Consider the following 26,209-nt stretch of genomic DNA (forward strand, 5'->3'; position numbering starts at 1 on the left):
ATCCGGTCCGTTCCGCCCGCCGCTTCGCGTGCGGGGAGAGGTTGTGCACGCTCGAAAAAGCCGACGCGACGAATGCGCGCGGCCGTACGCGCCGTTTCATGCGCGCACTGGCCTGCGCGGCGCTGCTCGCGTCGTGGTCGCCGCTGGCGTGGGCGGTCGACCTGCAGCTGACGAACCTCTCCGACGACGGTTCCGATCCTTCGCCGGCCGGCAGCGTGGTGACCTACAGCGTCACGCTGGAGAACATCGCCGGCGACACCGCCGGCAACGTGCGCAGCGTGTTCGACCTGCCGGCCGGAAGCACGGCGGTGAACCTGCCGGCGTTCTGCTCGGTCGATGCGGGCGAGGCCACGCGCGTGGTGTGCAGCCACGGCGACGTGCTCGGCACGCTCGGCGGCGGCAACGCGGTGAGCTTCCAGCTGCAGGTGAGCACGCAGGGCATGCCGGTCGGGACGATCTCGATCGACGGCGCGGTCGGCAGCGGCGAGGCGCCGCCGGCGTCGGTGAAGGTGCCGGAGCTCGGCGCGCCCTTCATCAGCGACACCAACGTCGACAACAACCGCGAAAGCCAGACCACCACGCTCACCACGGCGGGCGATCTGCAGCTGACCAAGACCGCCGACGTCGATCCGGTCGTGGCCGGCGCGCTGATCACCTACACGCTGACCGTGCGCAACAACGGTCCCAGCGCGAGCAGCGGCTTCAACGTGGTCGACACGCTGCCCAGCGGCGCGACCTTCGTCGGCCCGGCGACCGGTTCGGGCTGGAACTTCGACGGCGCGAACGCGACCCATCCCGGCACGCTGGCGGTCGGCGCGAGCGCGAGCTACCAGTTCCGCGCGCGCGTGACCGCCGCCGGCGGCACCGTCGTCAACAGCGCGGCGGTGCACGCGGGCGCCACGCCCGATCCGATCATCGCCAACAACACCGACGACGTCGGCGCGACCGTCGTGCCGGGCGCGGACATGGAGATCACCAAGTCCGCATCGCCGACGCCGGCAACCGGCGGACAGCCGATCACCTTCACCCTCACCGCGCTCAACCGCGGCCCGAGCGTCGCGGCGGACGTGAGCCTCACCGACACGATGCCGGCGGGGTTCCTGATCACCGGCGGCACCCAGCCCGCCGGCTGGACCTGCACCACGACCGTCGACCAGACCGCGCGCACCTGCACGCATGCGGGCAGCTATGCCGCCGGCGAAAGCGACACCTTCACCATCGAGGCGATGGTGCCGTCGACCGGGCAGGGCAGCAGCGGCGACCAGACCAACACCGCGACGATCGCCAGCGGCACCGCCGATCCGGTGGCGGCCAACAACACCGACAGCGTGACCTTCACCGTGCTCGCCGACGGCGCGGACCTGGAACTGGCGAGCAAGACCAAGTCGCCGGGCATCGTCACCACGTGGAGCGGCAGCGGCGACGACAGCGACAGCCGCATGACCTCGACGATCCGCGTGCGCAACCTCGGCCCGCGTCCGGCGACGGGACAGGTGCAGGTCGCCGATCAACTCGCGGCGGGCGAGGAGTTCCTGTCCTCCAGCGGCCCGTGGACCTGTACCGCGCCGCCGTACACCGGAGTGTCGACGCGGCAGACCGTGCTGTGCTCGCTCGATCCGGGGACGTTGCCGCTGGCCGTCGCCGACGGCGGCGGCAATCCGCTCGCGCCCGCGCTCACCATCGTCACGCGCGCCCGTGCCGCGGGCGACCTGATCAACAACGCGTGCACCGGCGGCAGCGGCGGCACGGCCGAACCGCTGACCGGCAACGGCATCGACGTCGACGGCAACACCGCCAACGACTGCACCGGCGCCGGCGTGCGCACGACCACCGAACGCGCCGACCTTCGCATCACCAGGCAGACCAACGGCCTGGGCAACACCGACAACACGCTGCCGCTGGGCTACACCGGCGTGGACTTCACGCTCACCGTCACCAACGACGGCCCGAACGGGACCGCCGGCGTGGTCGTCAACGACCAGATTCCGGGTTTCATCTCCGGCACCTCCAGCGCGAGCGTCGATGCGCCGTCCGGCTGGAACTGCAACGTCGATGGCAATGGCAGCGTGCAGTGCCGTTCGAACAACACCGTGCTGGTGCCCGGTGCGTCGGTCGCGCTGGTCGTGCACGTGACCGGTCCGCTCAACGACAGCGCGAACCAGGGCCCGACGACCTGCGCGGGCGGCACGCTCAGCGGCATCCGCTGTGGCCGGGCCGGCGTGGGCGTGGACGCGGCCATCGAGGGCGCGGTGGGCGAGGTCGACACGACCAACAACTCGGCGTCCGACTGGGTCCGCATCCCGCGCATGGCGAACGTGCGAACGCTGGAGAAGGAAATCACCAGCGGCGCGCTCGGCCGCGAAGGCGTGGAGAGCGTCTACCGCATCGACTACGACAACCAGGGTCCGTCCACCGCGGTGGGCGTGGTGTTCCGCGACGTGTTCACGCTGGCGGCGAACGACGCCGGCTTCGTGATGATCGGCGCGCACCGCACCACCGGGGGCAACGGCGAAACCGCGTGTTCCGTCGCGGCCGGACCGGGCGTGACCGTGGTCGGCGCGGCGGGCGGCGATTCGTATTCGACGTCCGGCTCGTCGGGCACCGTCACCGTGACGTGCCCCGCGCTCGACATGGGCAGCGGCGTCGGCGAAAGCGTCACCATCACCATCCGTCCGAACAACCAGCCGGGCGGCAGCGCGGGCCGTCGTTTCGACAACGTCGCCGATTTCACCTTCACCGGCGCGTCGACCGGCACCGACGGCCTGGGCGAATTCGACTACAACGCCGTCGACACCGCCGCCGACGACGAGAAGACCGCCACGCTCACCTTCCAGGCGAACGCGGTGGACCTGCTGACCAACCAGGTCGACACCGGCTTCGGCCCCAGCGGGCAGGACCCGCTGGGTTACGACCCGAACACGCCGTCGGCGAACGTCATCAGCTATCGCACGAGCGTGACCAACCAGGGTCCGTCGGTCGCCAACAACGTGCGCATCCGCGAGACGATCACGCCGTTGCCGGGGCGCACGGTCACGTTCCTCGGCACCTCGCTCACGCCCGATGGCGCGATCGAATCTCCGTCGCGCTGCAGTGTCGTCGGCGGCAGCAATCCGACCACGGGCGCGCCGCTGGAACTGGACTGCGTGATGCCGGGCGCCGGCTTCGGCACCAACCTCGACGGCGTGGTCGGCGTGGGCCAGACCAGCACGGTCTTCCTGCGCTTCCGCTACGACACGCCGCCGGGCGCCACCGGTGACACCATCACCAGCGCCGCCGTCGCCAGCTCCGACGAAGCCGACACGCAGCCGGGCAACAACAGCGAGGGCGAGAACACCTCGATCCGCTCGCGCGCCGACGTCGCCGTGAGCAAGACGATGGTGCTCACCGCCGACCAGGACCCGAACGTCCCGCTGCCCGCGACGGTGACGAAGGTGTCGATCCTGCAGCCGTTCTTCTACGTCATCGACGTGGTGAACGAGGGCCCGGGTTCGAGCCTGTCGCTGGACCGTGGCGGCTCCAATCCGTTGAACGGCACCGGCACGGTCGTCACCGATACGCTGCCGGCCGGCGTGGCAATCACCGGTCCGATCACCTGGCGCAAGCGCGGCGTCAACGCCGGTGGCCAGGAGCCCAACGGCACCGGCCAGTGCACGCGGTCGGGCAACGTGGTGACCTGCAACCTGGGCGACGTCACCTTCGATCCGTCCGAAGCCGGCCGCGTGCGCATCCTCGTGCCGGCGCGCTGGGACAACGTGCCCGCGGGCAACACCAGCAACAACCGCGCGAGCGTGGACAGCGAACAGGTCGATCCGGATCCGTCCAACGACAGCGTGACCGTGCGGCTGGACATCACCAGTTCCTCGCTCGCCGGCACCGTGTTCGAGGACCGCCAGCGCGACGGCACCAATGGCGGCACGCCGCAGGCCGCCACCGGCGAACCGCGCGTGGCGAACGTGACCATCCGCCTCACCGGCACCGATGCCTACGGCAACGCGGTCAACCGCACGACCACGACCGACGCCAGCGGCAACTACCGCTTCGCCAATCTCGCGCCGTCGAATGCGACCGGCTACACCATCACCCAGACGCAGCCGACCGGTTACGTCAACGGCCCGGTGAATCCGCCGGCGTCGGGCGCCAGCGCGCCGTCGCTGGGCGGCACCTACGACGCCGGCGCGCCGAACTCGGCCTACACCGCCGTGGTGGTGGGCGCGGAGGACACGGGCCAGCGCTACCACTTCCCGGAAGTGCGCCGACCGAGCCTGTCGGGCTTCGTCTACTCCGACGACAACTTCGACGACGTGCGCAATCCCGGCGTGGACACGCCGATCGCCGGCGCGACCGTCGAGCTGCTCAACGCGACGACGGGCGCGGTGATCGCGACCCGGACCACCAACGCGTCGGGCTTCTACCAGTTCACCGACCTCGACCCGACGATCCCCTACACGCTGCGCGAGCCGCTGCCGGCGGGCAGCTTCGTCAACCGTCCGGGCGCGGTGAATCCGGGCCTGATCAACGGCGCGGCCTGCACCAGCGGCTGCGTCGTCGGCACCGGCGTCGCGCCCGATGCGCCGACCACCGACCGCATCGCGCAGATCGATCTGTCCTCCGGCGCCAGCGGCACCGAGTTCAACTTCGGCGAAGCGGCGAACGGCGCGTCCATCGCCGGCCGCGTGTGGCTGGACGTCGATAACGACGGCGTCGTCGACGCGGGCGAAACCGGCATCGCGAACGTGTCGGTCGTGCTCACCGGCACCGACCAGACCGGCGCGCCGGTGAACCTCACCACGACCACCGGTCCAGACGGCACGTATTCGTTCACCGGTCTCGTCGCGGGCAACTACACCGTCACCGAACCCACGCAGCCGACCGGCACGCTCAACGGCCGCACGGTCGCAGGTTCCGCGGCCGGTACGCCGAGCGCACCGGCGGTCGTGCCCTCGACCATCAACGCCATCGCGCTGGGCGTGAACCAGGCCGCGACCGGCTACAACTTCGGCGAGATCCAGCCGGCCTCCGTCAGCGGTCGCGTGTACCACGACCACGACGACGACGGCCGCATCGATGCGGGCGAAACCGGCATCGCGGGCGTGACCATCACGCTCACCGGCAACGCCGACGACGGCCGTCCGGTCAGCCTGACCACGGTCACCGACGCGAACGGCGCGTACGCCTTCCTCGACGTGCGCCCCGGCACTTACACGGTGACCGAGCCGACGCAGCCGGCGAACACCACCAACGGCCTCACCACGCCGGGCAACATCGGCGGCGTGCCGATGGGCACGGCGACCGGTCGCACGGTCGTGCCGTCGGCGATCGCCGGCATCGTGCTCGCGCCGGAACAGAGTTCGGTCGAGAACAACTTCGGCGAGATCGCCGATTCGCCGGACCTGCGCGTGAGCAAGTCGGCGACGCCGGGGACGTTCACCGTCGGCACCGAAAGCGCCTACACCGTTCGCGTGCGCAACGCCGGCAACGCGCCGACCGCCGGCGAGTACGAGGTCGAGGACCGACTGCCGACCGGCGTGACGCTCGCCGCCACGCCGGTCGGCACGGGCTGGACCTGCGTTGGCGCCGTCGGCGCGAACCGCTTCCGCTGCACCAGCACGGTAGTCCTCGCGCAGGGCACCACGCATCCAGCCGACATCGCGGTGCCGGTCGAGGTGTCCGCCGCCGCAGCCGCCGCGTCGCCGATCGTCAACGCGGTGATCGTGCGCGGCGGTGGCGAGACGCCGGCGCGCGCGCCGACGCAGGCCGAGGAGGACGCGTTCGCCGGCAACGTCGACACGCTGCCGGTGTGCGATCCGGCCATCGCGCACAACGCGTGCCGCATCGAAACGCCGGTGCAGCGCGGCGCGTCCATCGCCGGCCGCGTGTTCTACGACAACAACGACAACGGCGTGATCGACGCCGCGGACGAAGTCGGCATCGCCGGCATCGACCTCGTGCTGACCGGCACGGACGAACTCGGCAACGCCGTGAACGTCACCGTCGCCACCGACGCCGACGGCCGCTACGCGTTCCCCAACCTGCGCCCGGGCACGTACGTGGTGACCGAACCGACGCAGCCGCCGGGCAGCACCAACGGCATCACCACCGCGGGCACGATCAACGGCGCGAGCGTGGGCACGGCGACGGCGAAGACCGTCGTGCCGTCCGCGATCTCGGCCATTGCCGTCGCCGCCGGTCAGGATTCCATCGAAAACAACTTCGGCGAAGTCGCCGATTCGCCCGACCTGGTCGTCACCAAGTCCGCCACGCCCGAGCGCTTCACGGTCAACAACACCGCGACGTACTCGATCCGCGTGCGCAACATCGGCCCGAAGACGACCGTCGGCGAATACGCGGTCGAGGATCGCCTGCCGACCGGCGTGACACTGTCGGCGACGCCGACGGGCAACGGCTGGACGTGCACGGGCAAGGCGGGCGAATCGCGCCTGCGCTGCGTGAACCGCGCGCCGATCGCCTCGGGCGCGACGCTGGGCGACGCGATCACCGTGCCGGTGAAGGTCTCCGCCAGCGCGGCGGCGGCTTCGCCGATCCGCAACGCGGTGATCGTGCAGGGCGGTGGCGAGGACGCGCAGCACGTGCCGACCGCCGCCGAGCGCGCGGCGTTCGAAGGCGACGGTTCGAAGCTGCCGGTGTGCGATCCGGCGATCTCGCAGAACGCCTGCCGCATCGAAACGCCGGTGCAGGCCGCGGCCTCGCTGTCGGGCACGGTGTGGTTCGACATCGGCGATGACGACGTGCGGCTCGACGGCGGCGATCGCCGCCTGAAGGGCTGGACGGTGGAAGTCGTCGATCCGGCGAGCGGTCGCGTCGTCGCCACGACCACCACCGCCGCCGACGGCAGCTATCGCGTGGCCGACCTCGTGCCGGGCGTGCGCTGGAACGTGCGCTTCCGCGATCCGGATTCCGGCGCGCTGTGGGGCTTCCCCGTCACCGGCGAAACCGCGCGCGGCCCGGTCGCCAAGTGCGACACCGCCGGCGCGCTGGCGAACCATCACGCGTCCTCGTGCCGCAACACCGCCGGCGGCGTGAGCCAGCTGGAGGTGGTGCTGGTCTCCGGCGAGAACCTGCCGCAGCAGAGCCTGCCGATCGATCCGAGCGGCGTCGTCTACGACGCGGTGACGCGCGATCCGGTGCCGAACTCGGTGGTGACGCTGGAACCGGCGGGCGTGTGCCCGGCGTTCGATCCCGAAACCGCGCTGCTCAACGTGGCCGCGGGCGGGTACGAGGTCGAAGGCAACCGCGTCTCGATGACCGTCGGAAACGACGGCTTCTACCAGTTCCTGTTCGGCCCGGCCGCGCCGGCGAGCTGCGAATTCCGCCTCACCGTCACGCCGCCGTCGGGCTACACCTTCCAGTCGCAGATGATCGCGCCGCAGTCGGGCACGCTCGCGCCGCCGGGCGGGGTGGGCACCACGTACCCGGTGCAGCCGCAGTCCACGCCGCCGTCGGGCGCGGTGGGCGATGCGACGCGTTACTACCTGACGCTGGTCGGCGGTTCCGGCACCGCGGGGATCATCCACAACCACATCCCGCTCGATCCGGCCGTCGCGCCGGGCCTGGCGATCAGCAAGACCGGCGACCGCCAGACGGTCGAGGTCGGCGACACGCTGCTGTACACGATCACCATCCGCCAGACCGCGGGCAACGCGCTGGCGTCGGTGAACGTGCTCGACCGCCTGCCGCCGGGCTTCACCTACATCGAAGGCACGGCGCGCGCGAACGCGGCGGCGATCCCCGAACCGCTCGGCAAGCCCGGCCCGCTGCTGTCGTTCCAGGCCGGCGGCATCCGCCTGGGCGAGCAGATCGTCCTGAACTACCGCGTGCGCGTTGGCGTCGGCAGCCAGCAGGGCGACGGCATCAACCGCGCGCAGGCGCACGGCTGCAACATCGCCGGCGGTTGCGTCGATGCGAACTCGCTGCAGCCGCGCGCGGGCGCCGTGGCATCGAACCGCGCCGAGTACCGCGTGCGCGTCACCGGCGGCGTGTTCACCGAAGAAGGCTGCGTGCTCGGCAAGGTGTTCGTGGACTGCAACAACAACCACGTGCAGGACCGCGAGGAACTGGGCGTGCCGGGCGTGCGCATGTATTTCGAGGACGGCACCTGGATGGTGTCGGATTCGGAAGGCAAATACAGCTACTGCGGCCTGCCGCCGAAGAGCCACACGCTCAAGGTCGACGGCTCGACCTTGCCGGTCGGCGCGCGCCTGACCACCAGCAGCAACCGCAACCTCGGCGACGCGGACAGCCTTTTCATCGACCTGAAGAACGGCGAGCTGCATCGCGCCGACTTCATCGAGGGCAGCTGCTCCAACCCGGTGCTCGAACAGGTGAAGGCACGTCGCACGCAGGGCGAGGTGCGCGCGCCGGAAACCGAAACCGACCAGAAGCCGCTGCGTTTCGACAGCAAGTCGCCGCGCTGGCCGCAACAGGGCACGGATTCGTCGAAGCAGACGCCGCGCATCGTCGAACCGCGATCGACGGAGCCACCGACCACGAGTGACGCGCGCAACCCGGAGGCGCAGCCATGAGCCGTGCACGCATGCAACATCCGCGCGCACCGAAGCTGCGCATGACCACGCTCGCCTGCGCGCTGCTGGCGTTGCCGGCCTTCGCCCAGACCGTCGGGCAGCCGGGCCGCTTCACGCCGGTGCTGGGCGAAGCGGAAGCGCTGTATCCGCGCGCGCCGCAGGCCACCGATGCGCCGCCGCGCGTCACCGCCGTCGCATCCGGTGACGTCGACTACGCCGTCAACGCGCAAGCCGCGCTGGTCGAAGTGGAGCTCGATCGCGACGGCGTGCCGGCCGACGGCCAGTCGCCGGTGCACGTCACCGTGCGCATCCGTGGCAACGCCGGCGAACCGCTGCGTGGCGAAAGCTTCGCGACGATCGAACATTCCGGCGGACGCGTGAAGCTGCCCGGCGCGCGCACCGATGAACTCGGTCCCGCGCACCTGGACGCCGACCGCGCGACGCCCGGCGTGCAGCTGCGCGTGGTCGACGGCGTCGCCGAGTTCGACCTGCTCGCGCCACACGATCCGCAGGACGTGCTGCTGCGCATCACCGCCGGCGGCGAAACGGCCGAAGGCGTGGTGAGCTTCCTCCCGGAAATGCGCGAGATGATCGCGACGGGCCTGATCGAAGGCATCGTCAACTTCAAGCGCGACCGCAACAGCGTCATCGATCCGGTGCGCAGCGACGACGGTTTCGAGCGCGACATCCGCCGCTGGGAAAAGCAGTTCAACAACGGCAAGGCGAACGCCGCCGCGCGCACCGCGTTCTTCGTCAAGGGTCGTATCAAGGGCGAGTACCTGCTCACCGCGGCCTACGATTCGGACAAGGACGTGCGTGGCCGCCTGCTGCGCGACATCGATCCGGAGGAGTTCTATCCGGTGTACGGCGATTCGTCGCTGCGCGGCTTCGATGCGCGTTCGGCCGAGCGCCTGTACGTGCGCATCGACAACAAGCGCAGCTACCTGCTGTACGGCGATTTCCAGACCGGCGACGGCCTGGCCAACACGACCGGCGTCGGCACGCGCGGCGGTGCGATCCCGCAACGCAGCCTGGGCACGTACAACCGCACGGCCACCGGCCTGGGCTGGCATTACGAGAACGATCGCGCGCGCACCAACGTGTTCGCGATCGAGGACTCGCTGCGCCAGGTCATCGACGAGTTGCCGAGCCAGGGCAGCGGCCCGTACGGCCTGAGCAACAACGCCGTGCTGGAAGGCAGCGAGCGCGTGGAAGTGATCGTGCGCGATCGCAACCAGCCTTCGCGCATCGTTTCCGTGCGTCCGCTCGCGCGTTTGGTCGATTACAGCTTCGAGCCGTTCTCCGGACGCATCCTGCTCAACCAGTTCCTGCCGTCGTTCGACAGCGGGCTCAATCCGGTGTCGCTGCGCGTGACGTACGAGCTCGACCAGGGCACGGAGAAGTTCTGGGTCGTCGGCGCCGACGGGCAGGTCCGCATCACCGACCGCTTCGAGATCGGCGGCAGCTACGTCGACGACCGCAATCCATTCGCGTCGTTCGAGATGGGCAGCGCGAACGTCGGCGTCCGTCTGGGCAAGAACACGTATCTTGCGCTGGAAGCCGCGCGTACGCGCAGCGACGTCAACACCAACCCGATCAACCAGTACTCGACGCCCGCGCTGCAGGACCTGAGCGGTGAGGTCGAAGGCGATGCGTACCGCCTGGAGTTCGCGCACACGGGCGAGGCGTTCGACGCGCGCGTGTTCGCGGCGCAGACCGATCCGGCGTTCAACAATGCGGCATCGCCCTTGTACGGCGGCCGTGGCGAATACAACGCCGAGGCGACGTACCGCGCGGGCGAGCGCACCGAGCTGTACGTCGAGGCGCTGCGCAGCGAGGACCGCAACCCCGACGGCGGCGAACGCGATGCGGCCGGCGCCGGCGTGCGCTACCAGGCGACCGAACGGCTCACGCTGGACGGCGGTTATCGCGCGATCCGCGAAACCGTGGGCGCGTATTCGACGTGGTCGAGCCAGATGCCGTTCGGCGACACAGGCGGACTGAGCGGCGGTTATGCGACCGGCGCGGGAGGCGGTGCGCTCGGTTACGGCCAGCAGCCGCTGGATCCGCTGAGCGGCCTGCCGGTGATCCGCAGCAACGGCACGGTGCCGACGAGCGACCTGCCGGTGGGCACGGAACTGTCGTCGGACACGGTGCGCCTCGGCGCCGGTTACAAAGTCACCGACCGCATCGTCATCGGCGGTGAAGCCGAGCAGGACGTGCGCGGCGAGGATCGCAACCGCGTCGCGCTCGGCGCCGATTACCAGTGGCGCGAACGCACGCGACTGTATGGCCGCTACGAGAAGCAGACCGGCCTGACCAGCGAGTACGGCATCGCGCAGGCGCATGGCGAAAGCGATGCGCTGGTGCTCGGCGTGGACAGCAGCTACCTGCGGGACACGCAGGCGTTCACCGAATACCGCATGCGCGATGCGATCTCCGGCCGCGACCTGCAGGCCGCGTCGGGCATCCGCAACCAGTGGGACATCCGCGAAGGCCTGCGCCTGAGCAGTTCGGCCGAACACGTGAAGGTCTACGACGGGCAGACCGGCGACGCGACCGGCCTGGCGTTCGCGCTGGATTACAGCGCCAATCCGCTGTGGCGCGGTGCGGCGCGCGTGGAGCACCGCATCTCCGGCGACGTCCGCGAAACCGACACCGACGAGCGTTTCGACACCACGCTGGTGCAACTGATGGCCGCGCGCAAGCTCAATCGCGACTGGACGCTGCTCGCCCGCAATTACCTGCTGCGCACGGATTACGCCGCGCGTGGCGATGTGTTGCAGGACCGGTTCCAGCTCGGCGTGGCGTATCGCGATACCGATCGCAACCGCGTCAACGCGCTCGCCCGCTACGAGTACAAGCTGGAGAAGGACGAAAGCGGGCTGGTGACCGGCAGCGCGAGTTCGGGCGACGGCGGGCAGGACCTGCGCGTGGCGGCGCACATCGTCAGCACGCATGCGGACTGGCATCCGTCGCGTCCGTGGTGGCTGACCGGCCGCGTCGCCGCGAAGTGGCAGCGCGACGAGTTCATCTACGCCGACGGCCAGCGCGTGGAAAGCCGTTTCCGCGGCGTGCTCGTCTCCGGCCGCGCGGTGTACGACATCACCGAGAAGTGGGACGTCGGCGTGCTCGCCGCGTCGTTCCGAGGGCAGGACGGCGCTAACCAGTACGCCGCCGGCTTCGAAGTCGGTCGCCTGCTGCGCCAGAACCTGTGGCTGTCGGCCGGCTACAACTGGAGCGGCTTCCGCGGCGACGACGATCTGAGCGGATACGAATACACACAGGAAGGCCTGTTCCTGCGCCTGCGGTTCAAGTTCGACGAGGACCTGTTCCGCCGCGAGGACCGCCGTTACCGCGAACCCCAGCATTGAGATGAAGGCCATGACCCAGCACACCAACGCACTCACCGTGGCCGCGCTGACGCTCGCGCTCACGGGCCTGGCGCACGCCGCCGAACTGACGCCGCAGCAGGCGCGCATCAGCGACGAGGCGATCTACAGCGACCACACGACCTACCAGCAGACGCAGGACCGCATCCAGGCGCTCAACGACGCGGGGCGTCCCGTGCGCGACTATGCACTGTCGAAGGCGCAGTGCTGGCTCGACGTGTCGTTCCACGAGTACACGCGCAACGATCGCAGCGATTTCCCGCAGGAAGCATTGGCCGAGTCGGAGAAGCTGATCGTCGCGATGGAGCAGGGCGTGTCGCCGATCCCGACCGGAACGCCGCTGGTGAACGGCGCCGCGCGCGTGCGCGAGGACCTGTGGAAGCTCCTGGGCGCGATCCACGGCACCCCGGGTTTCGCGTGTGCGCAGCAGGCGGTGGCGTGCGGCGAAGTCGAACTCGTCCACGCCGGCAACGAATACAACCAGCAGCAGTGGCGCCACGCGAAGCCGTACATCCAGATCGCCGAGGACAGGGTGGCCGATGCCGAGGCGATGGCGCGCACCTGCGGCGGCGTCGCGCCGCCGGTCCCGGTGCAGCTGACGGCGAACGTGCTGTTCGAGTTCGACCGTCGCGGCCTGGCCGACGTGCGCGAGCATTCGCTCGGCACCGTCGATCGCGCGCTCGGGCGCGTGCGCGAGGAAGGTCTGTCGATCGCCGCCGTGCGCCTGGTCGGCCACGCCGATCGCATGCAGGGTCGTGGCTTCGACTACAACCAGTCGCTGTCGCGCGACCGTGCCGAAACGGTGAAGGCGTATCTGGTCGGACAGGGCGTGGATCCGGCGCTGATCGCCTATGAATACCGGGGCGACACCGAGCAGGTGCAGTCGTGCGAAGGCCTCCGCGATCGGGCCGCGCTGCACGAGTGCCTGCTGCCGAACCGTCGCGTCGAAGTGAAGCTGGAAGCGGTGAGGGCGCCGGGCGCGGATCGCTGATCCGCGCGCCATCACCTCAAGGCATCATCCACCCGTCGTCCCGGCGAAGGCCGGGACCCAGGCCCGCAACCTCCGGGCACACCGGCATCACGCCACCAGCACCCCATCGCGCAACACCAGTCGCCGCGTAAGCCCCAACGCCTCCAGGAACGCCGCGTCATGGCTGATCACCACCAGCGCGCCGCGATAGCCCCGCAACGCGCGTTCGAGCTCGCGTGAAGCCCACAGGTCGAGGTTGTTCGTCGGCTCGTCGAGTACCAGCAACTGAGGCGCGGGCGAGGCGTGCAGCAGGCAGGCGAGCGAGGCGCGCAACCGTTGTCCGCCCGACAGCGCGGCGATGGGCAGGTGCATCTGCGCGCCACGGAACAGCCACCGCGCGAGCAGGTTCGCGCGTTCGACTTCGCCCAGCTGCGGCGTGCATGCGGCGAAGCAGGCGCTCAGCGTGCCCGCGCCATCGAACGCATCCAGCGCCTCCAGCCGTTGCGAAAGCAGCGCGACGCGCCCTTCGCTGCGTCGCACGCGGCCGGCGTGCGGCGCGAGGTCGCCGCTGATCAGCCGCGCGAGCGTCGTCTTTCCCGAGCCGTTCGCCCCTTCGATGGCGATGCGCTCGGGACCGCGGATATGCAGATCGATGCCGTCGCCGGCGAACAGCGCACGGCCGTCGTGCATCACCTGCAATCCCTGCCCGGAGAACATCAGGCGCGTGGACGGAACCTGCGTGGCGGGAAGCTCGATGGACAGATCCGGTTCCTCGCGCAGCGAACGTCGCGCCGTCGCGAGGCGTTCGCCGGCATCCGCCATGCGGTCCGCGTGGATTTCGTCGGAGCGCGCGGCCGATACCTGCGCGGCACGCTTGCGATTGCCCGCGACGATGCGCGCGAGTCCCGCATCGGGCGCGTTGCGGTTCGCATTGGCGGTGCGTCGTTCGTTGCGCTCGCGCGCCTGCTGGCGTTCGCGCTGCTCGCGCTTCACTGCCTGGCGAAGCTGGCGCACGTCGCGTTGTGCCGCTTCGGCTTCCACGCGCACGGCCTCGTCGTAGAAACCGAAGCCGCCGCCATACAACGACAGCTCCGATGTCTCCAGCGCGGCGATGCGGTCCATGCGTTCCAGCAGTTCGCGATCGTGGCTGGCGACGATCAGGCACCCGTCCCACGCCTCGATCGCCTGGTACAGGCGTTCGCGCGCCCGTGCATCGAGATGGTTCGACGGCTCGTCCAGCAGCAGGATGCGCGGCGCGCGCAACTGTTGTGCGGCCAGCGCGAGCGCCATCGTCTCGCCGCCGCTGAGCGTGTGCAGGCGGCGATCGAGCGAGAGGTGATCGAGCCCGAGTCGCGCCAGCGATGTGCGCGTGCGCTCCTCCAGATCCCAGTCGTCGCCGACGATGTCGAACAGCTGCGGCTCCACGGCACCAGAAGCGATCGCGGCGAGCGCGTCGAGCCGCTTCGCCACGCCCAGCACCTCGCACACGCGCAGTTCGCCGGAAAGCATCAGTTGCTGCGGCAGATGACCGACGGTGCCGGACAGCTCGATCGTGCCCGACGCGGGCGCGAGCTCGCCCGCGAGCAGGCGCAGCAGCGTGCTCTTGCCCGCGCCATTGGGCGCGACCAGGCCGGTTCGCCCGGCGCCGAGCGTGAAAGCGAGATGGTCGAAGACCGGCGTGCCATCCGGCCAGGCGAAGCAGAGATTGGAAACGCGAACGTGCGCGTGCGTCATGGGCGACCTCCATCGGCCGGCGGACGGTTCCGCGCGGCGATCAGAACGGCGGTGGACGCGGGCGCGTCGACCGGCTACGGGTTCTGCGAAAGGGGTCGTGCGATCACATGACGCGTGGGGATCTCCGTGCTGCCGTCGCGAACGCGCGTGGCAGGGCGCGCATTATCGGCCGCCTGGAGCGGATTGTCGCGTGTGGAGGGCCGATCCGTTCAGCCGGCCCGGCTGCATCGCCGGGCCGCGCCATCAGAACGTGCCGAAGCGGATCTTCACGCCGCCGCCGGGCACGCCGTTGATCACGCCGATCTCGTCGGGACCGAACTGGTACACCGCCGGCCACGTATGACGGAAGCCGAACGGCCAGGCGGGCTGCGTCACGCGCTGCCAGGTCGCGCCATCGTCGTCGCTGAAGGTGACTTCGTTCTGGCACGAGGTGACGAACACGGTGCCGCGCGTGGTGGTCGTCAGCTGCGGGCCGCAACGCTGGCCGGCGAGCGGCGTGCCCAGGCCTTCGGGCCAGGTGACGCCGTCCTTCGACGTCTTCGTCGACACGGGGCATTGCGGGTCGTCGCCACAGGTCTCGAACACGAGCAGGTAGCGGCCGTCCCGCATGCGCGACATCACCGGCATGCCGGGACGCAGCTTGCCACCGCCGGGTTCCTTCACGAGGATCGACTTCGCGCCCCAGGTCCTGCCGCCATCGCGCGAGAGCCGCTGCGACACGACCTGGTTGTACGACGGCGTGCCGTCGGCGAGCGTCTCGTCGGCGTACAGCACCGACAGCGCGCCGTCCGCGAGCTGCGTGAACACCGGCTCCCACACGCCGCGATCCTTGCGTCCGCGCGGGTCTTCGTTGCGGTCGATCGTGCTCAGGAAACGCCAGGTCCGGCCGTCGTCGTCGCTGGCGTGCACGTTGAGGCGGTACGACTCGCCGTCGATCAGCGAACGCATGCCGAGCAGCACGCGCCCGCCCGGCAGCACGAACAGTTCGCCGTTGTCGATCTTCCGGCCCGGCTCGGCGACGCTCGACAGCGGCGTCCATTCGCGACCGCGCGCGTCGCTCACGGAGATCGCCAGCGTGCTCGGCGCATCGTCGTGGAAGCGCGTGGTCACCGCGAGCCAGCGGCCGTCGTGAAGGCGTGCGAGCCGGCCCCATGCAGCCCTGCTTTCGGCGACGGTGGCGGTTTCGGTCCACTTCACCGTCGCCGTCGCGCAGGGCGCGAAGGCGAGGACGGCGAGTGCCAGCAGGGTGCGGCGCAGCGTGCGCATCATCATGATCACCAGAACGTCGCGTACAGCGCGACGAGGATCGCCAGCACCGCGAGCGACGCGACGTTGAACGACGGCGCCGACGCATAGCTCACGTCGTCGGTGCGGATGCGGTCGCGCGCGCCGCTGGCGGGCGTCATCAGCGCGACCACCGTCGCGAGCACGAACGACAGCAGGAACACGATGCCGATGCGGTCCATGAAGGGCAGGTCCGGCCACAACAGCTTCAACACCAGCGACAGCACGAACGAGCCGATCGCGGCGGCGAGCGCGCCGGCCTCGTTCGCGCGCTTCCAGAACAGGCCCTGCAGGAAGATCACCACGATGCCCGGCGTGAAGAAGCCGGTGAACTCCTGGATGTACTGGAAGCCCTGGTCGAAGCTGCCCAGCAGCGGACGCGCGGTGAGCACGGCGACGATGATCGACACGGCGGCGGTGATGCGGCCCACGCGCACCAGCTTCGGCTGCGAGGCCTGCGTGTTGCGCTTGGCGTAGAAGTCGAGGGTGAAGATCGTCGCGACCGAATTGATCTTCGATGCGAGCGAGGCGACGATCGCCGCCACCAGCGCGGCGAACACCAGCCCCAGCACGCCGCTGGGCAGCAGGCGCATCATCGTGGGATACGCCGCGTCGGGGCGTTCCAGCGACGGCGCCAGCATCACCGCGGCGATGCCCGGCAGCACCACGATCACCGGCATCAGCAGCTTCAGGAACGCGGCGAACACCACGCCCTTCTGCGCCTCGCGGATGTCCTTGGCGGCCAGTGCGCGCTGGATGATGTACTGGTTGAAGCCCCAGTAGCTCAGGTTCGCGATCCACAAGCCGCCCAGCAGCACCGACAGGCCCGGCAGGTCCTTGTAGAAGGGGTTGGACGGGTCGAGGATCATCTCGAACTTCGCCGGATGCGTGGTCCACAGCGTGTGGAAGCCCGCGACGATGCTGCCGTTGCCGATCTGCCCGAGCGTGATGCCGGTGACCAGCAATCCGCCCAGCACCAGCAGCGTGACCTGCACGATGTCGGTCAGCGCCACGGCCTTGAGTCCGCCATACAGCTGGTAGGCGAGGGCGAACAGGCCCAGCAGCACCAGCGCCACCGTCTGGTCGAGGCCGGCGACCTGCGACACCGCGATCGAACCCAGCCACAGGATCGAGGTCAGGTTCACGAACACGTACAGCCCCAGCCAGAACACCGCCATCAGCGTGCGGATGCGGTTGCCGTACCGTTCCTCCAGGAACTGCGGCATCGTCGTGACCTGGTTGCGCAGGAAGATCGGCAGGAACCACTTGCCGACGATCAGCAGCGTCACCGCGCCCATCCATTCGTACGACGCGATGGCAAGGCCGATCGCATAGCCCGAGCCGGACATGCCGATGATCTGTTCGGCGGAAATGTTCGCCGCGATCAGCGACGCGCCGATCGCCCACCAGGGCAGGGCGCGGCTGGCGAGGAAGTAGTCCTGCGCCGATTTCTGGTGCCCGCCTTTCTCGCGCGAGACCCACTGCGCCAGCACGAAGATGCCTGCGAGGTAGGCCAGCACGATGCCGACGTCGAGGGGGGAAAGGCTCATCCGCTAAATCTCCGCAGGGTGGGGCGCGGCGTCAGCGACGCGGCGCGGCATCGGGGTCGCCGGCGAAACGCGGCTCGCGCAGGCCTTTGAGGCCGGGCTCGAACGCGAACACGTCGCCGGCATGGCGATCGATGGAGCGCGCAACGTCGGTCAGGCCGTCGTGCGCACTGGTGACGTACAGCGTGGACAGTGCCGGGCCGCCGAACGCGGGGCGCGTGGGCTGCACGGTGGGCATCGCGACGACGCGATCCTCCACGCCATCGGTGCGATAGCGCACGACGCGCGACGCGCCCCATTGCGCGTTCCACACGCCGCCTTCGCGGTCGACGCACGAGCCGTCGGGCTCGCCGCCTTCCAGCGCGGTGAGATCGACGAAGGTCGAGACGCTGCCGACCTCATCGCCATACTCGCAGCGCAGGATCTTCTTCTGCAGCGAATCGCAGAAGTACATCGTGGCGCCGTCGGGACTGAAGGCGACCGAGTTGGCGATGGCGACGCGCGGCAGCGGCAACTCGTGCAGCTGAAGGTCCGCGTCGAGTCGCAGGAACGTACCGACCGCCTGTTTCGGCCCCTGCGCGGGTTCGTGCAAGGTGCCGAAGACGAAACGTCCCTGGCGGTCGCAGGCGCCGTCGTTCGCGCGCGTGTCCGGTGCGATGGGAAGCGTGCGGATGTCGCGGACCTCGCCGCTGACCGTATTGAAGAACGCAAGCCGCGAGGCCAGTGCGAGCAGCAGCCAGCCATCGGCGACGCACAACGCGAACGACGCCAGGCGCTCCGGCATCGGCCAGCTGCGCACCGTCCCGTCGGCGGGCACGTAGCGCCACAGCATCGAGGCGTGGATGTCGGTCCAGTACAGCGCCTGCGCGCGGTCGCACCACACGACGCCTTCGCCGAGCCGGTTGCCCGCCTGCACCGCGACGCGGACGCCGCTGTTCAAACCCAGCCTCCGTCGACGATGAAGTCCTGGCCGGTGCACATGCGGCTGTCGTCGGCGGCGAGGAACAGCGCCATGCGCGCCAGGTCCTCCGCCTTCAGATGGCCCGGCAGGCACTGCGAACGCGCGATCTGCGCCTCGCCTTCGGCGTCGAGCCACAGGCGCTGCTGCTTCTCGGTGATCACCCAGCCCGGCACGAGCGCGTTGATGCGGATGCGGTCGCGGCCGAGTTCGCGCGCCAGTCCGTTCACCAGTCCGTGCACGGCGGATTTCGCCATCGCGTACATCGGGTAGCCCGCGTTCTTGATCATCCAGCCGGTCGAGCCCAGGCAGATCACCGAGCCGCCGCCGAGCGCGCGCATGTCGTCCACGACCGCCTGCGTCGCGAAGTACTGATGGCGCAGGTTCACGGCGATGTTGCGTTCGAAGTCCGCCGGCGTGGTGCTGCCGAAGGCGTGGCGCACGTCGTTCGCCGCGTTGTTGACCAGCACGCCGATGCGGCCGATGCGTTCGCGCGCGTGCGTGATCGCGCCGTGCAGCGCGTCGAGGTCGGTGACGTCGCAGCGCAGGTACACGGGCGCGTGTTCGACGTCCGCCAACGCATCGATCAGTGCGCGCGCGCCTTCATCGTCGATGTCGAGGAAGGCGACGCGTGCGCCCTGTCGCGCGAAATGCTCGACGAAGCCCGCGCCGATGCCGGTTGCGCCGCCGGTGATCAGGACCGCGCGGCCCGCGAGGCTGGGGTAGGTCGCCATCGTCATGGTGCTCACCACTCCGCCACGCTGCCGTCGGCGTGGCGCCAGATCGGATTGCGCCAGCGGTGGCCTTCGGCGGCGCGTTCGTTCACGTAGTCCTGGTTGATCTCGATGCCCAGGCCCGGGCCCTGCGGGATCGCGACGTAGCCGCCTTCGTAGGCGAACGGCGCGCGATCGGTGAGGTAATCGAGCAGGTCGTTGTTCGCGTTGTAATGGATGCCCAGGCTCTGTTCCTGGATGAAAGCGTTGTAGCAGACCGCATCCAGCTGCAGGTTCGCGGCCAGCGCGATCGGACCCAGCGGGCAGTGCAGCGCGAGCGCGACGTCGAAGGCTTCGGCCATCGCGGCGATCTTGCGGGTTTCGGTGATGCCGCCCGAATGCGAGGGATCGGGCTGGATGATGTCCACGCCGCCGGTCTGCAGCACGCGCTTGAAGTCGTACCGCGAATACAGCCGCTCGCCCAGCGCAATCGGGGCAGGGGAGAGCGCTGCGAGTTCCGGGATGCATTCCAGGTGTTCGGACAGTACCGGCTCCTCGATGAACATCAGGCCGAACGGCGCCAGTTCGCGCATCAGGACCTTCGCCATCGGCTTGTGCACGCGGCCGTGGAAATCCACCGCGAGGCCGACTTCGCGGCCGACGGCATCGCGCACGGCCTGCACGTTTTCAAGCACGCGCGAGACCTTCTCGTGCGTGTCGACGAACTGCACTTCCTCGGTGGCGTTCATCTTGACCGCGCTGAAGCCGCGCGCGACGGCGTCCTTCGCGGCGCGTGCGGTTTCGGCGGGACGGTCGCCGCCGATCCACGAATACACGCGGATGCGATCGCGCACCTGGCCGCCGAGCAACGCGTGCACCGGCACGCCGAGCGCCTTTCCGTGGATGTCCCACAGCGCCTGGTCGATGCCGGCCAGGGCGCTCATCAGGATCGGGCCGCCGCGGTAGAAACCGCCGCGGTACATGACGTTCCAGTGGTCCTCGATGAAACGCGGGTCCTTGCCGATCAGGTAATCGGACAGCTCGTCCACGGCGGCGGCGACGGTGTGCGCGCGACCTTCGACGATGGGCTCTCCCCAGCCGGTAATGCCGGCGTCGGTGTCGATGCGCACGAAACACCAGCGCGGCGGCACGAGGAAAGTGGTGATGGCGGTGATCTTCATGCGTGGGGGTCCGTGCTCGTTGCTTGCGTCGGTCAGGTGCGGTTGATGGAATTCCAGCCATCGACGAAGGCGCGTGCGCGACGCGCGACTTCGTTCGCGTCGATGCCCGGCGAATACAGCGCCGAGCCGATGCCGAAGCCGGCCGCGCCGGCCTTGCGGTAGGGCGCCATGTTGTCGGGCGTGATGCCGCCCACGGGCAGCAGCGCGGTGCCCTTGGGCAGCACGCTCGACCATGCCTTCAACACGGAGGGCGGGAGTTGTTCGGCGGGAAAAAGCTTCAGCGCATCGGCGCCCGCGGCGAGCGCGGCGAAAGCTTCGGTCGGCGTCGCCACGCCCGGGGTGCAGACCATGCCGGCGACCTTCGCGGCGCGGACCACGGTCGTGTCGCCGTGCGGCATGACGATGAGTTTTCCGCCGGCGTCCTTCACCTGCGACACCTGGTCGGGCGTGAGCACGGTGCCGGCGCCGACGAGGGCGCGGTCGCCGAACTCGCGCGCGAGCAACGCGATGCTCTCCAGCGGCTGCGGCGAGTTGAGCGGAACTTCGAGTGCGCGGAAACCGGCGTCGAACAGCGCGGTTCCCACCGGCAACGCGTCCTGCGGGGTGAGCCCCCGCAGGATCGCAACCAGGGGAAGGGGTTGCAGCCAGGCGGTGCTCATGCGCACTCCGTCGATGTGTGGGGTTGCGTGTCCCGGGCTAGCGAGCCGTCTTGCGCGCGCGCCCTCGTCGTTTGATGTTCGCGCGCGAGTCCACGATCATGCCGTGCATCGCCTCGCGCGCGGATTCGGGCCGTTTCAGCCGGATCGCGTCGTACACCGCGAAATGCCGCGGCAGCGAATACTTGAAATCCACCGCGGTCTTCGCCGACAGCAGGAAGTACGCGCCCAGCGCCGTGTCGATCACCGAGAACAGCGAGCCCATCAGCTCGTTGTTGGCCGCGTCGAGCACGCACTCGTGGAATTCCAGGTCGGCCTTCGCCCAGGCGTCGAGATCCTGCGCCGCCGCCATCGCCTCGTACGCGGCCTTGATGCGCGCCAGCTGCTCCGGCGTGCGCTTGCGCGCCGCCGCGGCTGCGGCAGCCGGTTCGATGATCTCGCGCATCTCCACCAGCTTCTCGACGAAGTCCTCCGTCGGCATCGACGCGCAGCGCCACGCCAGGATGTCCGCGTCGAGCTGGTTCCAGTAGCGCGTGTCGCGCACGCGCGAGCCGGTTTTCTGCCTGGTCTCGATCAAGCCCTTGGAACCGAGCACCTTCAGCGCCTCGCGCAGTGCCGTGCGGCTGACTGCCATGCGCTGCGCCAGCGCTTCCTCGCGCGGCAGCAGTTCGCCCGGCTTGATCTCGCCGCTCACGATCATCCGGCCGATTTCCTGGATGACCTGGTTGTGCAGGTTCCGTACCGCGATCTGTCTCACTGGTCCCCCTCCGCGACGCATCCGGCGTCGCTCCTATTATCCGACAATAGGGGTATAGCATGAGTTCGGTTGCACGTACCGCTTCGAGGTTCATGGCGACACCGGCCCGCCGATCGCGAGGTAGTCGTAATCCAGCGGGCGTTCCGGGTTCGACACGACGATGCGGTTGTGCCCGGCCTTGAGCGGCGCGGTGAACCGCGCCTCGCGCCAGCCTTCGGCGCTGGTGGGCTCGACGCCGCCGGCCGCCGCATCGCCGTTGACGCGCAGTCGCGGCGCGGCGGCGAAACCGATGTCGGCGAAGCGCACGGTGATCTCGCGCGGGCCGGCCTCGCCGACGACCACGTCGAAGGCCAGCGCCGCATCCGGGCCGCTGGCCAGGCGTACCTTGCGATAGGCCGACGCGTCCACGTTGTCGATCTGCGCGCCGCCGCGACGCACGGCGTCTTCGGCTTCATAGCGGTTGAGCGCGAGTGGCGCCGACGCGAACAGGATCTCGTTGGTCTCGTCGGGCGCGGGTGCGTTCGCGGTGGAGGACGAGGTGACGTGCAACAGCGTTCCGTCGTCGCGCGGAATCATCGCCTGCGTCCAGCCCGCGTGGATGTTGCCCGTGCGCTTGCGCACCGGCGCGCCGGCTTCCCACCACGGGCCGCGACCGCCGTCGGCGTTCCAGTAGAACGTGCGTCCGCCTGCGTCGCCGCCACCGCCGGCGCGTTGCGCGGCGACGACGATCACGCCGTCGGGCGTTTCGCCCGGCAACCAGCGGATGGTCGGGCAGGCGGACGGATACGCGCCGGACGCGGTCTGGATCGGCGTGCCGCGATCGCCCGCGTCGCCCCAGTCCAGCCCGTCGCGGCTGAACTTGATGTGCACCTGGCCGTTGCGTGCGCCGCCGGTGTTGTCGATGTTCTCGTAGACCATCGCGTAGCCGCGGCCGGGAATGCGTTCGACGATCGCCATGCCCGGACGCTCCACGCCGCCCGGAAGCGCGACGTCGAAGACTTCCTTGCCCCAGGTGCGTCCGCCGTCGGTCGACACCCGATGCGCGAGCAACTGGTTGAAGCCCTGTGCCTTGTGCTGTTCGGTCGAGTAGAAGACCACCATGCGGCCGTCGTCGAGCACAACGATGTACGGCTCCCACACGCCCTTGTTCAAGCGGTCCGAGGGCTGGCCGCCACCCTTCACGATGCTGCTGCGATACGTCCACGTCTTGCCGCCGTCGCGGCTGGCGTAGAGCTGCAGGTCCTGGTCGGTGATGCGCTCGTCGCCGTCGCGACGGATCGCGTTCGCCGCCAGCAGCAGCGTGCCTGCGGGAAGATCGCCGCTGCTGCGCGCCAGTTCGCTCAGGTGCGGCTGCCAGCGCAGGGCCCAGGAGCGGTCGCCGCGATGCGCCGTTTCGTCGACCGAGCCGATGCGCTTGAAACTGTCGCCATCGTCGCGGCTTTCGAACAGCGGCACGTTGCCCGGACCGGACGGCTCGTACACCAGCAGCAGGCGGCCGTTGTCGTCGGCGTTCGACTGGTGCGCGAGCTTCACCGCCGACGCATAACCGATGCCCGGCGCGAGCTTCTGCCCGACCACGTCATCCGGCGCGTCGGCCATCGCCGCGCCCGTGCACAGCAGCACGGACGCGGCGAGCAGAGCCAGCGCGGGGGAGGGCGCGCGTCGCATCACAGCTTGAACCGGTAGCCCAGGCCGATGGTGCGGTCCTGGAAGCGGATGTCGCGCGGACGCGTGTCGCCATCGCCCCAGAACTGGTGCAGGTTGTTGCCCAGCAGGTTGGTCGCCGAGAGGATGACCGTCTGGCGCGGCGTCACGTCGTAGCTGACCGAGAAGTCCAGCGAGCTGGCCGGTTCGACCTGGTCTTCGTTGCCGGCCACGGTGGGCTGGGTGAAGAAGTCGATGTAGCGGCTGCGGTAACCGTAGGCCAGGCGCGCCGAGATGCCGAAGTTCTCGTAGAACAGCACCGCGTTGTAGTTGTTCTTCGACACGTTCTGCAGCGGCTGTTCGATTTCCGGGCCGCCGATGAAGGCCGGCGAACGCGTCGAACCGTCGATGTAGGTGTAGTTGAACTGCGCGCCCAGGCCGCTCCACGCGCCGGGCAGGAAGTCGAAGGTCTGCTGCCAGGCGAACTCGACGCCCTGCAGGTGGCCGCTGCCGGCGCTCTGCGGGGACGACAGTTCGAAGTCCTCGCCGCCGATGACGACGTTGGTGACGTAGTTCTGGATGTAGCCGTCGATGTCGCGATAGAACAGGCCCAGGCTGGTGTAGCCCACCGGCGAGAAGTACCACTCCAGCGACGCGTCGTAGTTCATCGACTCGATCGGCGTCAGGTCCGGGTTGCCGGACGAGGCGATGCCGGCGCGGTTGATCGTGCCCGGGTTGAGCGAGATCGACGGATTGAGCGCGCCGAAATCCGGATAGCTCAGCGTCTTCGCCGCGACCAGTCGAAGCTGCCACTCATCGTTGAAGTGCAGGTTCATGCTGGCGTTGGGCAGCGTGTTGGTGTCCTTGGTGTTGCGCGAGATCGGACTGTAGACGCCGGTGGAGGCATCGAAGGAGAACGCGTTGAGGTCGCGCTCCACGCGCTCCACGCGCACGCCGACCAGGCCGTCGACGCGCAGGCCGAACATCTCGGTGTCGTACTTCGCCTGCAGGTAGCCGGCGAGCTTTTCCTCGCCGATGTCGAAGAAGCGGCCGGGGTTTTCCGCCGCCAGGCCCGGGTCCAGGCCGTACAGCTGGCGCAGGTAGTCGGCGCTGTCGATCAGCGTGTCGTAGCACGGCGTCAGCCAGCTCTGGTGCAGGGCGTCGTTGCCGCGCTTGCTGCAGAAGAAGTCCATGCCCGGCAGGCGCGCGATGACCTGGTTGTCCGGGTTCGGATTGGCCGTGATGTTGCCGGTGCCGGCGCCGCCCGGCGGCGGCGTGGAGATCTCGACGGAGCCCTTCGCCTGCGCGCTGCGGTCGGCGTAGCGCAGGCCGAACTGCAGCGACGCGATCGGACCTTCGATGAAGTCGAAACGGCCGTCGCCGCGCCAGGCGTTCTCCTCGCCGTACGAATAGCCCCAGGTCTGGAACAGGCCGTTGAGGTAGAAGCGCGAGGGATCCAGCGCCGGATCGCCCTGCAGGTACCAGTTCTGGTGGCGGCCGGAGGTGCCTTCCCAGACGGTGGTGATCGGACCGGAGAGGAAGGTGTCGATGATGAAGTTCTCGTCGCGGTAGTAACCCGACGTGCGCGAGAACTCGGTGGACAGGTGCAGCTGGTCGCCATCCCACTTCACGCCGAGCGCGTTCTGGATGTCCTGCCCGCGCTGCTTGTGCGCCTGCGTGCTGGTCGCGGCGTACGTGTCGCCGGTCCACACGCCGTTGGAGGCATCGCAGATGGTCTGCCCGGCCAGCGGGCCGTCGAGCTGGTTCGGATAGCAGTGGCCGGTCACGCCGAGCTGCGACGGCGTCACCACGCCGACCGGGAAGGTGAAGTAGAACGCGTTGGAATAGCTGTCGCGCACCCAGTCGTACAGGCCTTCCAGGTAGATCTCGGTGTCCTCGCGCGGCTTCCACTGCAACGCGTAGTTGAATGCGCCGCGCTCGCGGTAGCCGTCGTTGTAGGAGGTGCCCCAGCCGTTGGGCGCAGCGATCAGGTTGCCGTCGGCGGTGCGGATCGGCTCGCCCGTGCCGTCGGTGACGACCTTCGGGAAATCGCCCCACACCGCGTCGTACGCGTATTCCTTCGCCTGGTAGCCGAAGTTGACCAGCGCGCCGAACTCGCCGGCGTCGGTGTCCCAGCGATCGCTGAGCATCAGGCTCGCGTTCGGATCGACGCTGCCGCCGTACTCGCTGTGGGTGGCGGTATAGGTGCCGGCGATCTCGCGGCCATCGAAATCGAACGGACGGCGCAGCTGGATGTCCACAAGACCGGCAATGCCGCCGAGAGGGAGGGAGGCCTCGGATGTCTTGTACACGCTGAGCGTCCTGACCGCGGTCGCCGGCAGGTTCTGGAATGCGAAGCCACGGCCGGAGCTGGAGAAGATCTCGCGGCCGTTGAGCGTGGTGATGACGTTGGGCAGGCCGCGGATCACGACGTTCGTGGTCTCGCCCTGGTTGCCCTGCGCGATCTGCACGCCGGTGACGCGCTGCAAAGCGTCGGCGACGCTGTTGTCGGGCAGCTTGCCGATGTCCTCGGCGACGATCGAATCCACGACCATGGCCGCGTCCTGCTTGAGGGCCTGCGCGGTTTCCAGGCTCTGGCGCAGCGCGGTCACCGTGACGGTGTCCAGTTGGGTCGCTTCCTGCGACGAGGCCGGTTGCGCCTGCTGGGCGGTGGCGTCGGCGGCGCCGGTGGTGGCGTCCTGCGCGTGCGCCAGCGGCGGCAGCACCAGCGCGGACAGGATCGACAGCGACAGCAGCGAACGTGGGAAGCGGCGGTTCATGGGATCGTCTCCGGACGAATGGCGTGGGTGTCCGCGGCGGCCACGGGGCCGCG

13 protein-coding genes are annotated in these 26,209 nt (G+C 69.4%); 3 read left to right on the top strand and 10 right to left on the bottom strand.

Translation table 11 applies throughout. The features are described from left to right. The first annotated feature begins 98 nt into the window (after positions 1–98). Genes I4U41_RS07115 through I4U41_RS07125 form a run of 3 tightly spaced genes read left to right on the top strand, consistent with a single transcriptional unit; the run spans position 99 to position 12,923 of the window. A complete protein-coding gene (locus I4U41_RS07115) occupies positions 99–8,540 on the top strand; it encodes an SdrD B-like domain-containing protein (RefSeq protein ID WP_206860460.1) in 8,442 nt (2,813 codons plus the stop codon). Further along, the gene (locus I4U41_RS07120; RefSeq protein ID WP_206860461.1) at positions 8,537–11,914 is read left to right on the top strand and encodes a hypothetical protein; all 3,378 of its coding nucleotides are present in this window, start codon (positions 8,537–8,539) and stop codon (positions 11,912–11,914) included. The genes I4U41_RS07115 and I4U41_RS07120 overlap by 4 nt, the downstream gene beginning before the upstream one ends. A 10-nt stretch (positions 11,915–11,924) precedes the next feature. Next, entirely contained in the window at positions 11,925–12,923 is a 999-nt protein-coding gene (locus tag I4U41_RS07125; protein WP_206860462.1) for an OmpA family protein, read from the top strand. A gap of 87 nt (positions 12,924–13,010) precedes the next feature. On the opposite strand, the gene I4U41_RS07130 is transcribed toward I4U41_RS07125, so the two are convergent. The 10 genes from I4U41_RS07130 to I4U41_RS07175 form a co-directional block, all read right to left on the bottom strand. Continuing rightward, entirely contained in the window at positions 13,011–14,636 is a 1,626-nt protein-coding gene (locus tag I4U41_RS07130) for an ABC-F family ATP-binding cassette domain-containing protein (protein ID WP_206860463.1), read from the bottom strand. Between the two features lie 243 nt (positions 14,637–14,879). Then, entirely contained in the window at positions 14,880–15,914 is a 1,035-nt protein-coding gene (locus I4U41_RS07135) for a sialidase family protein (RefSeq protein ID WP_206860464.1), read from the bottom strand. Further along, positions 15,911–17,470, bottom strand: a complete 1,560-nt coding sequence (locus I4U41_RS07140; RefSeq protein ID WP_206860465.1) for a sodium/sugar symporter — start codon at positions 17,468–17,470, stop codon at positions 15,911–15,913. The genes I4U41_RS07135 and I4U41_RS07140 overlap by 4 nt, the downstream gene beginning before the upstream one ends. Positions 17,471–17,501: 31 nt before the next feature. After that, on the bottom strand, positions 17,502–18,407 hold the full coding sequence (locus I4U41_RS07145) for an SMP-30/gluconolactonase/LRE family protein (protein ID WP_206860466.1): 906 nt from the start codon (positions 18,405–18,407) through the stop codon (positions 17,502–17,504). Further along, positions 18,404–19,165, bottom strand: a complete 762-nt coding sequence (locus tag I4U41_RS07150) for an SDR family NAD(P)-dependent oxidoreductase (RefSeq protein ID WP_206860467.1) — start codon at positions 19,163–19,165, stop codon at positions 18,404–18,406. The genes I4U41_RS07145 and I4U41_RS07150 overlap by 4 nt, the downstream gene beginning before the upstream one ends. A 5-nt stretch (positions 19,166–19,170) precedes the next feature. Then, positions 19,171–20,319, bottom strand: coding sequence for a galactonate dehydratase (dgoD, locus tag I4U41_RS07155; RefSeq protein ID WP_206860468.1), 1,149 nt, complete (start codon positions 20,317–20,319; stop codon positions 19,171–19,173). A 32-nt stretch (positions 20,320–20,351) separates the two neighbouring features. Next, entirely contained in the window at positions 20,352–20,978 is a 627-nt protein-coding gene (locus I4U41_RS07160; RefSeq protein WP_206860469.1) for a 2-dehydro-3-deoxy-6-phosphogalactonate aldolase, read from the bottom strand. A 37-nt stretch (positions 20,979–21,015) separates the two neighbouring features. Then, positions 21,016–21,732, bottom strand: a complete 717-nt coding sequence (locus I4U41_RS07165; protein ID WP_320415154.1) for a FadR/GntR family transcriptional regulator — start codon at positions 21,730–21,732, stop codon at positions 21,016–21,018. Between the two features lie 90 nt (positions 21,733–21,822). Continuing rightward, a complete protein-coding gene (locus I4U41_RS07170; RefSeq protein ID WP_206860471.1) occupies positions 21,823–23,400 on the bottom strand; it encodes an exo-alpha-sialidase in 1,578 nt (525 codons plus the stop codon). Continuing rightward, positions 23,400–26,156 carry a TonB-dependent receptor gene (locus I4U41_RS07175; RefSeq protein WP_206860472.1) on the bottom strand — a complete coding sequence of 919 codons (2,757 nt, stop codon included), beginning with the start codon at positions 26,154–26,156 and terminating at the stop codon, positions 23,400–23,402. Before I4U41_RS07175 ends, I4U41_RS07170 begins: the two co-directional genes overlap by 1 nt. Between the last annotated feature and the right edge of the window lie 53 nt (positions 26,157–26,209).

The organism is Lysobacter changpingensis, assembly GCF_017308985.1.
Classification (GTDB): domain Bacteria; phylum Pseudomonadota; class Gammaproteobacteria; order Xanthomonadales; family Xanthomonadaceae; genus Lysobacter_J; species Lysobacter_J changpingensis.